The sequence below is a fragment of the Natronomonas moolapensis 8.8.11 genome (assembly GCF_000591055.1).
Taxonomy (GTDB): Archaea; Halobacteriota; Halobacteria; order Halobacteriales; family Haloarculaceae; genus Natronomonas; species Natronomonas moolapensis.
On the sequence record NC_020388.1, the window covers coordinates 1,263,687 to 1,278,356 of the forward strand.

At 66.0% G+C, this 14,670-nt stretch carries 15 protein-coding genes; 8 read left to right on the forward strand and 7 right to left on the reverse strand.

Annotation, left to right across the window (positions count from 1 at the left end; genetic code table 11):
• Positions 1-293: 293 nt before the first annotated feature.
• Positions 294-749 carry a TRAM domain-containing protein gene (locus NMLP_RS06300; RefSeq protein ID WP_015409288.1) on the reverse strand — a complete coding sequence of 152 codons (456 nt, stop codon included), beginning with the start codon at positions 747-749 and terminating at the stop codon, positions 294-296.
• Positions 750-809: 60 nt separating this feature from the next.
• On the reverse strand, positions 810-1,988 hold the full coding sequence (locus tag NMLP_RS06305) for an inorganic phosphate transporter (RefSeq protein ID WP_015409289.1): 1,179 nt from the start codon (positions 1,986-1,988) through the stop codon (positions 810-812).
• Between the two features lie 174 nt (positions 1,989-2,162).
• On the opposite strand from NMLP_RS06305, the gene NMLP_RS06310 reads away from it, so the two are divergent.
• Positions 2,163-2,990, forward strand: a complete 828-nt coding sequence (locus NMLP_RS06310) for a hypothetical protein (RefSeq protein ID WP_015409290.1) — start codon at positions 2,163-2,165, stop codon at positions 2,988-2,990.
• Between the two features lie 268 nt (positions 2,991-3,258).
• Here the strand turns inward: NMLP_RS06310 and NMLP_RS06315 are convergent, their stop codons facing one another.
• Together NMLP_RS06315 and NMLP_RS06320 are read right to left on the reverse strand one after the other, a co-directional pair.
• Positions 3,259-3,678: a universal stress protein gene (locus NMLP_RS06315; RefSeq protein WP_015409291.1), complete on the reverse strand. Its 420-nt coding sequence runs from the start codon at positions 3,676-3,678 to the stop codon at positions 3,259-3,261.
• Between the two features lie 99 nt (positions 3,679-3,777).
• Positions 3,778-5,172 carry a metallophosphoesterase gene (locus NMLP_RS06320; RefSeq protein WP_015409292.1) on the reverse strand — a complete coding sequence of 465 codons (1,395 nt, stop codon included), beginning with the start codon at positions 5,170-5,172 and terminating at the stop codon, positions 3,778-3,780.
• A gap of 152 nt (positions 5,173-5,324) precedes the next feature.
• Here NMLP_RS06320 and NMLP_RS06325 point away from each other — a divergent pair, with 152 nt between their 5' ends.
• From NMLP_RS06325 to NMLP_RS06335, 3 genes are all read left to right on the forward strand, one after another.
• A complete protein-coding gene (locus NMLP_RS06325) occupies positions 5,325-5,951 on the forward strand; it encodes a protein sorting system archaetidylserine decarboxylase (RefSeq protein WP_015409293.1) in 627 nt (208 codons plus the stop codon).
• A 106-nt stretch (positions 5,952-6,057) separates the two neighbouring features.
• Positions 6,058-6,528, forward strand: a complete 471-nt coding sequence (locus NMLP_RS06330; RefSeq protein WP_015409294.1) for a DUF5796 family protein — start codon at positions 6,058-6,060, stop codon at positions 6,526-6,528.
• Positions 6,528-6,779, forward strand: a complete 252-nt coding sequence (locus NMLP_RS06335) for a DUF7508 domain-containing protein (RefSeq protein WP_015409295.1) — start codon at positions 6,528-6,530, stop codon at positions 6,777-6,779. The genes NMLP_RS06330 and NMLP_RS06335 overlap by 1 nt, the downstream gene beginning before the upstream one ends.
• Before the next feature lie 15 nt (positions 6,780-6,794).
• Here the strand turns inward: NMLP_RS06335 and NMLP_RS15995 are convergent, their stop codons facing one another.
• Positions 6,795-6,929 carry a DUF7128 family protein gene (locus NMLP_RS15995; protein ID WP_015409296.1) on the reverse strand — a complete coding sequence of 45 codons (135 nt, stop codon included), beginning with the start codon at positions 6,927-6,929 and terminating at the stop codon, positions 6,795-6,797.
• A 127-nt stretch (positions 6,930-7,056) separates the two neighbouring features.
• Between NMLP_RS15995 and NMLP_RS06345 the strand changes: the two genes are divergently transcribed.
• The 4 genes from NMLP_RS06345 to NMLP_RS06360 all read left to right on the forward strand — a co-directional run bounded on the left by NMLP_RS06345 (position 7,057) and on the right by NMLP_RS06360 (position 12,804).
• Complete coding sequence (locus NMLP_RS06345; RefSeq protein WP_015409297.1) at positions 7,057-9,210, forward strand: AAA family ATPase; 2,154 nt, start codon at positions 7,057-7,059, stop codon at positions 9,208-9,210.
• 230 nt (positions 9,211-9,440) lie between these two features.
• Positions 9,441-11,060: a sensor histidine kinase gene (locus NMLP_RS06350; protein ID WP_015409298.1), complete on the forward strand. Its 1,620-nt coding sequence runs from the start codon at positions 9,441-9,443 to the stop codon at positions 11,058-11,060.
• Positions 11,061-11,086: 26 nt separating this feature from the next.
• Entirely contained in the window at positions 11,087-12,373 is a 1,287-nt protein-coding gene (locus NMLP_RS06355; RefSeq protein WP_015409299.1) for a M20 family metallopeptidase, read from the forward strand.
• Positions 12,374-12,414: 41 nt separating this feature from the next.
• Positions 12,415-12,804, forward strand: coding sequence for a thioredoxin family protein (locus tag NMLP_RS06360; RefSeq protein WP_015409300.1), 390 nt, complete (start codon positions 12,415-12,417; stop codon positions 12,802-12,804).
• Positions 12,805-12,827: 23 nt separating this feature from the next.
• Here NMLP_RS06360 and NMLP_RS06365 read toward each other — a convergent pair whose 3' ends face one another.
• Positions 12,828-14,201 carry a geranylgeranyl reductase family protein gene (locus NMLP_RS06365; protein WP_015409301.1) on the reverse strand — a complete coding sequence of 458 codons (1,374 nt, stop codon included), beginning with the start codon at positions 14,199-14,201 and terminating at the stop codon, positions 12,828-12,830.
• 135 nt (positions 14,202-14,336) lie between these two features.
• Positions 14,337-14,636, reverse strand: coding sequence for a hypothetical protein (locus NMLP_RS06370; RefSeq protein ID WP_049926231.1), 300 nt, complete (start codon positions 14,634-14,636; stop codon positions 14,337-14,339).
• Between the last annotated feature and the right edge of the window lie 34 nt (positions 14,637-14,670).

The window sequence follows — 14,670 nt, forward strand, 5'->3', positions numbered from 1 at the left end:
GCACGCCCGGGACGGCCGACGGCGATGCCGGGAGAGCCGACAGCCGGCGTCTCGCACCCTTCGCGAACCGTCTTCGTCCCGCACTAACTTCGGGAGTTTTACACAACGTTACGATCGCGTATTCGGCCGGTAGCCGACCGAAATGTACTGGTGCGCTAGCAGAATATACGCTCCCGGCCCGCCACAGGGTGTGGGAGACGGTTCGCCGGCGACGGCGATGGACCCCGCTGTGCGACACGCGGGATCCATCGGAACGGAGCGGCCACCTCACTGCGTTCGAAGCGGTGAGGCGGTCACTCGTAGTAGCTGATCCGTTCGACGACTTCCGCGAACGCGACGGTCTCGGCGACGTCCGTGATCTCGACGACGACGCGCTCGCCCCGATCGGTGTCCGGAACGATGACGACGAACCCACGTTCGACGCGGGTGATCCCATCGCCCTGTTCGCCGATGTCCTCGATTTCGACGCGCCGCCGGTCGCCCTCCTCGACCGGCGGACTCTGAGTCCCGTGCTCGGCGGGGGTTGGCTCGGATTCCGGCGGAGACGCCGGTTCCTCGTCGGCATTCGGGGTGTCCTCCGGGGACGCGGCGTCGGTCACCGCCGCGGGAAGAATCGCCACACGATAGGTCCTTTCGGTGGCCAATCCCCCTAATTCCAGTTCTCGCTCCGGGACGTCGATGACGTAGGAGCCGTTCGTTTCCTCGATATCGGCCGCAAACAGACATTCGAGACGGTCTGAGATCTCCATTCTCGTTTCACTTGAGGGCCATCACGCACTTGGTGTTTTCCACGCGGTTCGGAAAGTCCCTTACCACACGAACCGAAACAGGACGGTGAAGGCGGCGTATGCCCCGACTGTCGAGAGGATCGGAACGACGTTCTGCATGACGATGACCCGGCCGGTCGTCGCGGGATCGAATAGATCACCCGCGCTCGGGATTTCGTCGGGGTCCTCCTCGCCGATCTCGGGGGCCTCCTCGCCGGGGCGTTCGGCCGTCAGCGCGCCGACGGAGACGTTTGTCTCCTCCTCGCCGCGGACGACCTCGGGGAGCGTCGACGTCCGCGTCGCCCGCCCCCATCCCAGCCCGACGATCGACGTCGTCGCGATAATGACGAACGACGCCGGAATGCCAATGGCCGAGAGGCCGACCACGATCGTCGAAGAGATGACCGCGACCACGATGGCCGCTGTCAGCGGCAACTCGGTGATGTCGTTGCCGAGCGTATCGAGCGTCCGGCGGGCGATCGTGAACGCGCCGACGGCGACGGCCCCACACCCGAGCAGGATCATCGAGTCGATGTCGACGCCGGCCCCGACCAGCGGCGCGATCGCGTTCGCGATGTTCGAGGTCCCCGACGAGAAAGCCATCAGACAGCCGATCGAGACGACGACGACGGCCCCGGCGAGCTCGCGTCGGGTGGTGTTCGGCCCCGTCACGGGGCGGGGGAGGACGCCGGTCCGATCGATCTCGACCAGCGGCCCCGGCGTCGAGGTGATCGCCACCCACTCGTTGATCCGGGTATAAAAATACCGACCGATCATCCCCGACACCCAGAAGCCGACGATTGGGGCGACGATCCACCAGACGGCGATCTCGCCCATCACGACCCAATCGAGCGCACCCGTCGCGACGCCCAGACCGGCGATAGCGCCGACCGCGGTCATGGAAGTCGATGCAGGTACGCCGTAGTAGTTCCCGACAAACAGCGCCCCGCCAATAAAAAAGAGTACGACGATGCTCGATTCGATCGTGAACACGCCGGGGTCGGTGACGAGTTCGTTCCCCAGCGTGTCGACGACCTGCCGGCCGATCGTCCACCCGCCGATCAGGAAAAAAACGGCCATCAGCGCGGCTGCCCCCGTCTTCGAGATCGCGTCCGCCCCCACCGCCGGCCCGAAAGCAGGGCCAGTCGTCGCCCCGCCGATGTTGAAACCGACGAACAGCGAGACGGCAACGCCGACGCCGAGTAAGAGGAATTCGAACACAGTCGTCGAACGCGCCGGACATTCTTAAACGGCCCCATATCGACTGCCTCCGAGGCGGCGCCGGAGCCGTCACGGCGGACCCGAGACCGCCGATCCGGATGGATGGCTTTTCCCGTTCCGGGGGCGACATTCGGGTATGTTCTCGAGGAAGACTGCCGGCGGGAGTGACTGCCGATGAACCCGAGACGGGTCGATTTCATCGTTGATCTCGCATACGGCGTCGCGATTCTCGCAGCGATCACGCTGATCGCCGTCGTCGGAACGGGCATCGGCATCGCGTTCGGGATCGGTGTGATCGTCTCCTACGTGATTCACATCGTCTGGAAGATGTCGCGTTTCGACCCCGAGTGGATGACGAGAGAGGTCGCCGAACGCGTCGAAGAGACCGTCGGCAAGGAGGTCGAAAAGACGGTCGGCGATACCGTCGAGAAGACGGTCGGTGACACGGTCAGCAAGGAGGTCGAGAAGACGGTCGGCGACACGGTCAGCAAGGAGGTCGAAAAGACGGTCGGCGATACGGTCAGCAAGGAGGTCGAAAAGACGGTCGGCGATACGGTCAGCAAGGAAGTCGAAAAGACGGTCGGCGATACGGTTAGCAAGGAAGTCGAAAAGACGGTCGGCGACACAGTCAGCAAGGAAGTCGAGAAAACGGTCAGCGATACCGTCGAGGAGACGGTCGGTGACACGGTCGAGGAGACTGTCGGCGAAACCGTCGAGGAGAAAGTCGAAGAAACCGTCGAAAAGACCGTCGAGGAGACGGTCGGTGACACGGTCGAAGAGACTGTCGAGGAGACCGTCGGCGAAACCGTCGAGGAGAAAGTCGAAGAAACCGTCGAGGAGACGGTCGGTGACACTGTCGAGGAGACCGTCGACGAAACCGTCGAGGAGAAAGTCGAGCAAACGGTGGGCGAAACGGTCGACGAGAAGGTCGAAGAGAAAGTCGAGCAGACGGTCAAAGAGACCATCGACGGCGAGGACGGGACGGACGACGCCAATACGTAGGCGATACCGGACTCGTCGCCCGCGCGCACCGCGGCGAACTGCGGGGCGCTACGGGGACCACTCTACCTCGCAGCCCACGCGAAAAGCCCGGTGAGTACAATCCCGCCCACGGACGTCAGAGAGTCAGCCAACCCGGGCCAATAGCGTTCGGGTCCGACGGTCGAAACGCCCGTGAGTCGTCGTTTTAGCCCCGGAGACGAGCGCGGGGCGTCGTCCCGTTCGGGCCCCGTACGCGGTGTGGCGTATGCGAGGACGGCTACGACTACGGCTACCGGACGACAGTGACGGGGACCGGCGACCGGCGGACGACCGTCCGTGCGACGTCGCCGACGAGCAGTCGGTCGGCGAGGCCCCCGCTGTGGCTTCCCAGGACGACCGCGTCGAACTCCGAGGCCGACTCCACGATCGTCCGGGCCGGTGGCCCGACCGCCACCGCGGTCGAGACGTCGCGATCCGCTTCGGCCGCGATGTCGTGGGCGCGCTCTAGCGTCTCCGAGGCGTGCTCGCGAGCCGCTACCTGGGGATCGTCGGCGAGCGCGAGGGTGGTCGCGTCGCCCATCATCGAGGACGGCCCTCCGACGACGTGGAGGACGGTGACGTCCGCGTCCGGGTGGATCTCGAGGGCATATCGGAGCGCGCGTTCGGCCATCTCCGAGTCGTCTATCGGCACCAGCACGCGGGAAGTCATATCGGTGCTACGACAACTACATGGTTGAATGTTTTTGTGCACGGCAGTCGCGATCGGGGGCCGACGAGTGCCGTCGCCGTCAAGACCCCACCCGCCGGATCACTCGTCGGTCGTGGCTCGCCCGAGCGTGGCCGTTTCGTCGTTCACCCGTCGCCCACCGTCGGATCGCCCCTCGATGAACTGCCGGTCCGGCAGCGTCACCACGGGCTCTCGGCCCACGGTCAAAAAGCGCTCGGTGCGCGTGAGTTCCTCGGTCGAGGGACTCGGCTTCGAGATCTGCTCGTACTCGACCGCGACCCCGCCGTCCTCGGCGGCGATGCGGACGGCCGGCAACTGATACGACGGATAGAACACCGGCGGCAGGACGCCGATGACGCCGTCCCGACGGTGGAGGCGCTTGAGCCACGTCCCGGTGTTGACGAGCAGTCCGCCCTCGACGGCCCGCGTCATCGGACGGTGGGTGTGGCCGTAACAGAAGATCGCCGTTTCGGGGCGCTCCTCGAAGACGTCCCTGGCGGCCTCGACGTAGGGTTCCTCCGCGTCGACGGTGAGTTCGGTCTCGAACACGCCGAAGCGGTCGACCGTCTTCCGGACGTCGCGTCTAATGAAGTACAGCGGGATCGCGACGAGCAACAGGAGCCCCGCGACGGCGACGTTGAGAACGAGGAGGAACCACGCCGCCGTTCCCGCCCGCCCGAACTGATCGAGGAAAGCCGCCGTGCGCTCGACCGGCATCGACCACACGCCCGCGAGATCCAGTCCCGCCCCGACCGCGAGCAGGGCGCTCACGTTGAACAACAACAGAAACGGGACCAGCGAATACCGCAACAGCGGGTTCATCTCGCGATAAAAGTACTTCGAGAGGATCCACACCGGCATTCGCTCGGTGGGGGTGACCGCCTGGACGTCCTTCAGCCAGTTGTACCGACCGCGATCGGACAGCTGGCCAGCCCGGCTGGTAACGAGCGTGTTATAATAGTAGCCCAGCGGCGTCGCGTGGGGGTTGCCCCACTCGGCGATACGGTTGTTGGGATCGCGCTGGTGGCCGTGCTCGAAGTGGATCGTCCGGTCGCCGACTCGTCGGGTGATCGATTGCTCGGGAACGAGGTCGACGTTGTACGCCGCGAAACGCTCGACGTACTCGTCGTAGGCGGCGAGTTCGTGGTCGTGGTTCCCCGGCAACAGCGTGACCGGTACGTTTTCGCCCGTTTCGCGAAGCGCTGCAAAGAGCTCCGGATACGTTTCCTCGAGGAGCTCGAACTTCTCGATGCCCTCGGCCGTCGTGAACTCCCAGAGGCCGAAGGCGTCGCCGTTGATCACCAACTCGGCGTCCTCGTCGGTGGTCGCCAGCCGGTCGAGAAAGCCGAGCAACTCGGGGAGGGACTCGGCCTCCTCGAGTTGCTCGTCCCCGCCGATGTGGAGGTCGCTGATGACGTAGTAGACCCGGTCGTCGGGGGCGCCGGCGCGCTCCCGACCGTCGGCGCCGTCAGTCATTAGCTGAGGGGTGGATGCCGCGGCGAAAAGGTGTTGCGCTCCGGTCGCCCCTCGCGTGCCGTGGATCGTTCGGCGACCGAATCCGGTACCGCGTTCGTGAGCGCTCCCGTCCGACCGTAACGGCCTTGTCGCTTCCCCCGGTGGGACAGACCGTGCTCTCATCGATCCCGGAGGTCGTTGCGCTCCCGTCGGTCGCACCCGGCGCGTGGCGACTCGCCCGGCCCCCGCTTCTCGCCGCCGTCGCGCTCGCGTTCGTGAGTCCACCGCTGGCCGTCGGTTGTCTGCTCGCCGCCGGCGTGGCGCTTTGGTTCCACCGCGACCCCCGGCGCTCGCCGCCGCCGTCGGGAGTCGTCGCCCCCGCGGACGGCCGGGTGTCTGTCGTCCGCCGGGAGGGCGACCGCGTCCGCGTCGCGGTGTTCATGAACGTCACCGACGTCCACGTCAACCGCGCGCCCGTCGGCGGGACCGTCGAGACGGTCGAACACACGCCCGGGAGACACCTCCCCGCGTTCAGCAAGGACTCAGAACGCAACGAGCGCGTCCGAATCGACCTCTCCGGGTACGAGGTGACGCTCGTCGCGGGCGCGGTCGCCCGCCGGATTCATCCCTACGTCGAGGGGGGCGAGACGCTTGCCCGCGGGGACCGGATCGGCCACATCTCCTTCGGATCGCGGGCCGACGTACTCTTTCCCCCGGAGTACGACCCCGGCGACGTCCGCGTGATCGAGGGCCAGCGCGTCCGGGCCGGCGAGACGGTGCTCGCCGCTCGTGACGGCTGACTCGCCACGACCGCCCGGTATCGACGACCGCACCGTCGTTTCGATCCCTCGGCCGGCGGCACCCGAACCGCCCCCCTTTTGCCGGTGCCGTCCGAACCCCATTGCGATGACAGAGCGAAGCGACATCGCGCCCGAGACGCTCCACGTCGGTCTCGACCCCGAGGGCGTCGAGGTGGAGTACGTCGACGGCCGATCGGTCTTCTATCACGGCATCCCGCGGAAGCGCGAGGGAAGCGTTGTCTGCCCGCCCGGCCGCGACGTCCACGTCCTCGTCACTTCGCCCGACGGGACCGAAGGCGTCATGATGTATGTCAACGACCGGACCACCGCGGACGGGATCCTCGAGTCGACGGGCGTGGGCCGGATCGTCCTCGAACGCGACGAGACGGCGTCGCTGTTCCCCGGGGTCGACGCGGAAAACCACGGCTACCGGGTCGAGATTTCGGCCGATCCGGACGTCGCCCGCGGTCGGGTGTTCGTCTTCGCCGAGGACGAGACTGGCGAAGCCGCCTACGAACTCGTCGCCGACGCAGGGAAAAAAAGCGACTGCGACACCGAGGACGGGAGCGACGCCTGATGCCGCTCGAGAAGGGCTGGGAACCGCTCGAACGGTCGACGATCGGAGCGGTGCCGGACCGCTATGGCGTCTACGAACTCGGGGGCACGGACGGAACCGTTCTGTCGGTCGAGCACGGGCCGTTGCGGAGCGAACTGAAGGAGGCCCTCGCCTACGGTGACGCGGCGCGGGTCCGCTGGCGGCCGACACAGAACCGCGCCGAGGCCGAACGACTGGTCGCAGAACACCGCGAGCGGATGGAGTCGCGGTAGCGTTCCGTGTGTGGCTTACTGGATATAACTCGGCTCCTCGGCGTCGCAGTTCTCCTCGTGTTGGGCCGCGTCCTCGCGGCTGTCGAACAACAGACCGCACTTTTCGCACTCGTACCACGTGTTCCCGTCTCGCTCTGTGGTCGCGACCATACATCGACGTGGAACATCGGACGGTATAACGGTTGCCCCGGCGTCGGGTGGTCAGTTCCCGAACGCCCCCACCGCGTAGGCCACCCGCGGTCGGAACGGTAAAACGGCGCGCGGCTCGAATGGAGGTATGACCCGGCAGGTCACGCTGACGGTGAAGGGTGCGGAAAAACGGGACGCGGGACGCGGCGTCGCCCGCCTGCCGGAGTCCGCGCGGCGCGCCCTCGGCGTGTTGAGTGGCGACACGGTGGTGATAGAGGGCGAACGCCGGACGGTGGCGAAAGCCTGGCCCGCGGGCGGGAGCGACGGGATCGTCCGCATCGATGCCGAGACCCGTGCCAACGCGGGCGTCAACGTCGGCGAGACCGTCACCGTGGGACCGGTATCGATCGCCGAGGCGGACCGGGTCGTCGTCGAGATCCCCGTGCGTGCCGACGACGACGTACTCGAATCGATTGCGGGGGACCTCCGGGATCGACCGCTTCACTCCGGCGAGACGGTACGGCTCGAACGGCCGGGCGTCCGTGCGATGGTCGTAGAGACGGCCCCGGACGGGACCGTCCGAGTCACCGGAAACACGACCGTTCGGGTGCGGGAACGCCCCGGAACCGGCGACGACCGGTCGGACGGAGCGGCGTCCGGATCGACCGCCGATCGGGATCAAACCGTGCCGGAACCAGCCGCCGAGGCGACTTATGAGGACATCGGTGGGCTGGACGAGGAACTCGAACAGGTCAGAGAGATGATCGAGTTGCCCCTCTCGGAGCCGGAGCTCTTCCGGAAACTCGGCATCGATCCGCCCTCCGGGGTCCTCCTGTACGGGCCGCCCGGGACCGGCAAGACGCTCATCGCGAAGGCGGTCGCCAACGAGGTCGACGCCCACTTCGAGGTGATCGACGGCCCCGAAATCGTCTCGAAGTACAAAGGCGAAAGCGAAGAACGGCTCCGGGAGACGTTCGAACGGGCGATCGAGAACCAGCCGTCGGTCGTCTTCGTCGACGAGATCGACTCCATCGCCGGCACGAGAGACGAGGACGCCGACATGGAAAACCGGGTCGTCGCGCAGCTTCTGACGCTCATGGACGGCCTCGAGGACCGCGGACAGGTCATCGTCGTCGGCGCGACGAACCGCGTCGACGCGATCGATCCCGCCCTGCGGCGCGGCGGGCGCTTCGACCGGGAGATCGAAATCGGCGCGCCCGACGAGTCGGGCCGCCGGGAGATCCTCGACGTCCACACCCGCGGGATGCCGCTCGCCGACGACGTCGACCTCGACGCGCTCGCCGCCAGAACCCACGGCTTCGTCGGCGCGGACGTCCACGCCCTCGTCACGGAGGCCGCCATGCGCGCGCTTCGGGGCCGCGAGGGCCGCGAGGACCTCGTGGTCACCCAGGCCGACGTCGAGACCGCCCTCACCGCCGTCGACCCCTCGACGATGCGCGAGTACGTCGCCGAGACGCCCGAGGCGACTTTCGACGACGTCGGCGGCCTCGAGGCGGCAAAGCGGGTGCTCACCGAGGCCGTCGAGTGGCCCCTCGCCTACGGTGCGCTCTTCGAGGCGACGAACACCGATCCGCCTTCCGGGGTCCTCCTGTACGGGCCGCCCGGGACCGGCAAGACCCTCCTCGCCCGGGCGCTCGCCGGCGAGAGCGAGGTGAACTTCGTCTCCGTCGCCGGGCCGGAACTGCTCGACAAGTACGTCGGCGAATCGGAGAAGGCCGTCCGGGAGGTGTTCGACCGTGCCCGTCAGGCCGCCCCATCGATCGTCTTCTTCGACGAGATCGACGCGCTGGCCGGGGTCCGCGGGGACGCGAGCGAGGCCACCGAACGCGTCGTCTCCCAGCTGCTCGCCGAACTCGACGGGCTGGCGGCGGCCCCGAACGTCGTCGTCCTCGCGGCGACGAACCGCATCGACGCGATCGACCCCGCGTTGCTCCGCCCCGGCCGATTCGAATCCCACGTCGAGGTGCCGATCCCCGACCGGGCGGCCAGACGCGAGATCCTGTCGGTCCACGCCGCCGGCAAGCCGCTCGGCGAGGACGTCGACCTCGATGCCGTCGCCGATCGGACCGAGGGTCTCTCCGGGGCGGAACTCGAATCCGTGGTCCGGGCGGCGTCGATGCGGGCGATCCGGGAGGTGGCTGACGAACTCGGTCCCGAGGCAGCCACGGAGCGTGCCGACGAGATCGAGATCGAAGCGGCGCACCTCGAGGCGGCGCTGGCGGGGATCGGAGAGGCCGAAAACGGTGCGCGATCGAAAACAGGCGATCGGACGAGCGACTGAACGTCCGCATCGGCCGTCTCCTGGAACGCTGAGGCGACACCGACGCCGGAGACGCAAGCCAAATTGACCTCCTGCTCCGCGTAAACGCGGAGGAATCCGACAATCGGATTCGGGCGGTTGTCGCCCTTTGGTTCCAACCCGCACTCGGAGGGAACCGGCGGCACACCGGAGGTATGCGCTTGCATCTCTATCATCCGAATTAATACGAAGCGTTGATATTCACGCTAATAGTGATCCTCCAGAGCTCTCCCAGCACATTTGCGACTGGTCTAACCGTTCTGGTTGGGCTGGTAGCATGTGCGCTCCCTGTGTGGCTACGAGTAGTTCGGTGGCCCCAGCTGCGCGAGCAACATGCTGATTTAGCTGTCCCGTTTATCATCACAACGGTACTGTTTGGGGTGCTTGTTGTCTCCTTTCCTGTGTATAAAGGCATCATACCGCCAGACGCTTACGCGCTGTTGACTCTGGTAATCTTGGCGGCAGTACTGGTTCCATGGGCTGTATTTTGCCTCAGGTACACCGGACGAGATCACCTCCTGACGAATCGTCGAATCGGTGTTGTCAGCACTGTACTCTATCTGTTCGTCGCTGTATTCATGCTGGGTGTCACAGACACCATTCCGGGATCGACGCCATTGACCATCCTGTTGGGTATCGGGGTAGTAGGCCTGCTTGGCGGGGCATTTGCAATCGTCGGGATCGTATTACTCTCCACGTACCGAGACGCCGAAGTCCCCATGCGACAGAGTCTGGCACTGGTGCTTCCACTCGTTGTGCTAATGATGGCAGCGCAGGGACTTGGTGCTGACCCCAACACGCGAACAATAGCTAACACCACCGTATTGGCGGTTGCTACCGGATCACTGTGGATAGCTGTCACCCGATACGATGTGCTTACTCGCAGGCCGGGGACAAGTCGTCTGGGCCTTCGCTCGGTGGTGACCGAGATGGACGAGGCGGTCTTGATAATCAATACCGATGAAAACATCATCAACGCGAACGCGGCGGCAACAGCCCTGTTTGGCTCGGATATCGTCGGTGAATCCTTCGAAACCGTTTTTGAGCAATCAGTCTCGTCAGTGCGTGCGTGTAATACACTCGAACATTCGACTACAAGCGGGACTCAGACGTTTGACCCCCGCGTGTCTAGTATAACTGGCGGCAGCGGTCAGCGACTGGGCATTACCATCACCCTCATTGATGTGACTGACCGTGAAATGCGACGCCAGCGGATCGAGGTTCTCAATCGAATTCTCAGACATAACGTCCGAAATGATCTTGACGTCGTCTTAGCCAATTCGAATCACATCTCAGACGACGATATCCGCTCAACGATCACGAGCACACTCCAAAAAACGCTTCGGCTAAGCGCAAAGGCCCGTGAGGCTGAGGAGGTGATGAACACTGTTACGACCTCGCCGGAGGAATTCGATCTTGCGGCTCTCGCAATGACTGTAGCCGACGGGTTTCGATCTGACGACCCGAGTGGAGAGATTACGGTTGAGGCAGCCGATATCCAGATCGTATCCCACCAGCCTGTTGTTCGACGGATCCTCTATGAGCTGGTGGAAAATGCACTGAAGCACTCTGACACCGACGCCCCCCGTGTCCAGATTACCGTTCGAGAGGATTCGGATGGGCACACCGAACTCGTCGTCGCTGACAACGGTCCCGGCATCCCGGAGTTGGAGCAAGAAGCCGTGGCCGATGGACGCGAGACCCAACTCAACCATGGCCGCGGAATCGGACTCTGGTTTGTGAACTGGGCTGTCACTCAACTGGGCGGTGAACTTGAGTTCGATCAGAACAACCCAACCGGTAGTATCGTCACTGTTCGACTATGTGATTGAAGACGAACGCGCCCGGAGGTCCGAATATGTCAGACGACGCGAGGCCGCCGGCCGATGACGAGGCGGAAACGAGACCGGACGAGGAGTCGATCCCGGCGCCGTCGACCGAGCGCGTCCTCGATCTCGCGACCGAGCTTCTCTCGTTCGACACGCGGAACCCTCCGGGGGAGACGCGCGTCCTCCTCGAGTGGCTCGAGGGCCTCCTCTCGGATCTCGGCCTCGAGACCGAACTCGTTGCGACCGATCCGGCGAAGCCGAACGTGCTCGCGACGCTGCCCGGGAGAGCCGACCGGACGCTTCTGTACAACGGCCACGTCGACACGGTGCCGTTCGACGGCGACGAGTGGTGCTTCGATCCCCTCGGCGAGCGCGCCGGAGAGCGCCTCTACGGGCGCGGCGCGACCGACATGAAGGGTCCCCTGGCGGCGATGATACACGCGATGGAGACATTCGTCGGTGCCAAAACCGAGCCGCCGGTCGATCTGGCCATCGCGGTCGTGAGCGACGAGGAGACCGGCGGCTCGGCCGGCGTCGGAACCCTCCTCGACCGGGGCGTCGTCGACGCCGACGCGTGCGTCATCGGCGAGACGACCTGTTCGAACGGCCGCCACTCGGTCACCGTCGCGGACCGCGGGAGCATCTGGTTGACTCTCGAAGCCGAGGGGACGGCGGCCCACGGCTCCCGCCCCGCCCTCGGCGAGAACGCGATCGACCGGCTCTGGGCCGCCATCACCGCCATCAGGACCCGACTCCCCGCCCGCGAACTCGAGCTGCCGGCGGGGTTCGGGCCGATCCTCGAGGAGTCGATCGCCCACTACGAGCCGTCGATGGGCGAGACGGCGGCCCGGGAGCTGTTCGAGCACCCGACCGTCAACCTCGGAACGATCGAGGGCGGCGACAGCGTCAACACGGTGCCGAGCGCCGCGAGCGCCCGACTCGACGTCCGCCTGACTGCGGGCGTCGAGACGAGCGAGATCCTCGCGGACGTCCGCGGGTGTCTCGCCGACTGCCCGGGGGTCACGGTCGCCGACGCGAGCTGGTCGGTCGGGACGCACGAGCCCGTCGAGAGCCCGCTCGTCGAGGCGACCACGGCGACCGCCGGGCGCGTCGTCGACGCCCCGGTCCGTCGCCGGAGCGCGACCGGCGGCGGCGACGCCAAGGCGTTCCGCAACGCGGGAATCCCGACCGTCGATTTCGCGTTCGGCACCGACACCGTCCACGCCGTCGACGAGTATATCACGGTCGAGGCGCTCGCGCGGAACGCCGCGGTCTTCACCCGGTTGCCGGCCGTCTGGGCAGCATCGATCGCGTGACCGCGCGGCCGGGAGAGCTGTTTATATACGCCGGACCCGTTATGTCGGGCGTCGTGAGCGATAGCAACTCGGCCGAGCGAACCGAACACGAGTGGCCGGTCGAACTCGCCGACGGACGGGCGCTCGAAGCGTTCGTTTCCGGATCCGACGCCGCGTTAGTCGAGTTCTACACCGAGGGATGTGGCATCTGTCGGAGTATGGAACCGGTACTCGGGAACCTCGCCCGGGAGCTCGACGCCCCCGTCGGGTATATAAACCCCCGGGACGACCAGCCACTCGTCGAGCGCTTCGACGTCCGGAGCGTCCCGCTTTTCGTCTGTTTCGTCGACGGCGACCCGGTCGCCCGCCGCTCGGAGGGATTTATAAGTGGCGACGATCTCGCGGCCTGGGTCCGGAGGCACGCGGACGGCGGCGAGCGGAATCCGGCCTGACGGGGCCTCCGCCGGCTGTCGGCTCAGTATTTCGGCTCCGCGCCCGTGAGTTCGTAGACCTCGTCCATGACGGCGTCGCGGCGCGAGCGCCACAAGTCGAGCCCGCCGCTCGTCGCCGGGTAGTCGTCGTACACCGATTTGAGCTCGGTCGCGAGGTCGTTGAGTTTCTTCAACTCGAACAGCGTCGACCAGTGGCCGAACGTCTTGACCGCGGTCTTGATCTTCAGCGGCCACCCCATCGAAGTGGTTCCCTCCAAGGCGAGCGCGTCGGCGAGCTGTTGGCCCGGCATTGCACTCACGATGTCGACGAGTTCGTCGACGTCGTAGGTACCGCCCCAGATGTTGTACAGGTCCATCGCGGCGAAGCGCTTGCCGAAGTCCGTCTGGACGCGGCGGTTGTACTCCCAGAGGGCGTCCTCGTCGTCGGCGCGGCCGTCTGCGATGGCGTCCATCGCGGCCTCGGCGGCCCACGTGCCGGCCTTCGCCGCGCCCGGGATCCCGCCGCCGGTACAGGGGTTGACGTGGGCGGCAGCGTCGCCGACGGCCATGTAGCCGGGTGCGATCGCCGAGTCGTAGGGCCGCCGGGTCGGCAGCGCCGCCCCGAGTTTGTCTTTCACCGTCGCGCCCTCGAACTCCTCGCGGTTCCGGACGTCGCGTTTGAGGTGTTCGACCAGTTTCATCGGCTCCTTGTTCATCTGGAAACCCAACCCGACGTTGATTTCCGTCGACGTCCGCGGGAAGTACCACAGGTAGCCGAGTTCGGCGGTCGGTTTGAACACGATGGCGTTGTCCCACTCGACGGGCTCGTCGAGTTCGATGACCTCCCGGTAGGCCGAGCAGAACTGCTGATAGTTGACGTTCGTATCGAAGGTCGTCCCCTCGAAGTCGGTCCGGTCCTGCAACAGCGACAGCGATCCCGCCGCGTCGAGGACCACGTCGGCCTCGTACTCGACGACTGAACCGCGCTTCGTCGCGGTGACGCCCGTCACCGCGCCGTTTTGGACGACGTCCTGGACGACCGTCTCGTAGTGGATCTCGGCACCGGCGCGGTCGGCCTCCTCTAAAAGGACCTCGCCGTAGCGCTTGCGGTCGACGATCGCGCCCTTACCGCCGCGGAACCCGATATCGAGGTTCGTGTCGGTCTTGGGGTTCTCGAAGCGGGCGAGCGTGATCTCTCGGTTTGTGAACGACTCCTCGCGTAGATACTCGAGATCGATGACGTCGGGGAACGTGCTGGTTCCTTTTATTGCATCGCCGCAGGCGATCCGGCCGCCGTCCTCCTCGGTCTTCCGCTCGAGGAGGGCCACGTCGAGGCCCTCTCGGGCCGCCGTCGCCGCGGCGAAACATCCCGACGTTCCACCGCCCACGACGACGATGTCGTACGATTCGGGGGGCATATGCTCGGCTTTATGCGGTCCCACGTAAATAACCCATCAGTTGCGGTTGTTTTAAAACGGGTACCCACCGGGCTTTTTATATTACCGCGTACGAGTGATTTAATTCCTCTGGGACCCCAGTATGTATTTCGTAGTCTACCCTTTTTTCGAGCGTGCGCGCTCCTGCCGCCCGCGAACAGCCAGCGCCGCCGTGAGCAGGCACTCGGCTCCCAACAGCGCAACGAGCGCACCGAAGCCGACAGCCCACCCCGTCACGTCCAATAGTGTCCCGACGACGACGCTGCCGAGCGCGCCCAGCGACCTGGAGACGGTGCGGACGAGCCCGAACCGCGACACGTGCTCGCCGGAGCTGAGGCTGTCGACGAACCGCGCTTGCACCGGCGCGCCCCACGACATCGCCACGCCGGCGAGCGGGATCGTCGCGGCGGCGGCCACCCCGGAACCGGCGACGAGGACGCCGTAGCCGACC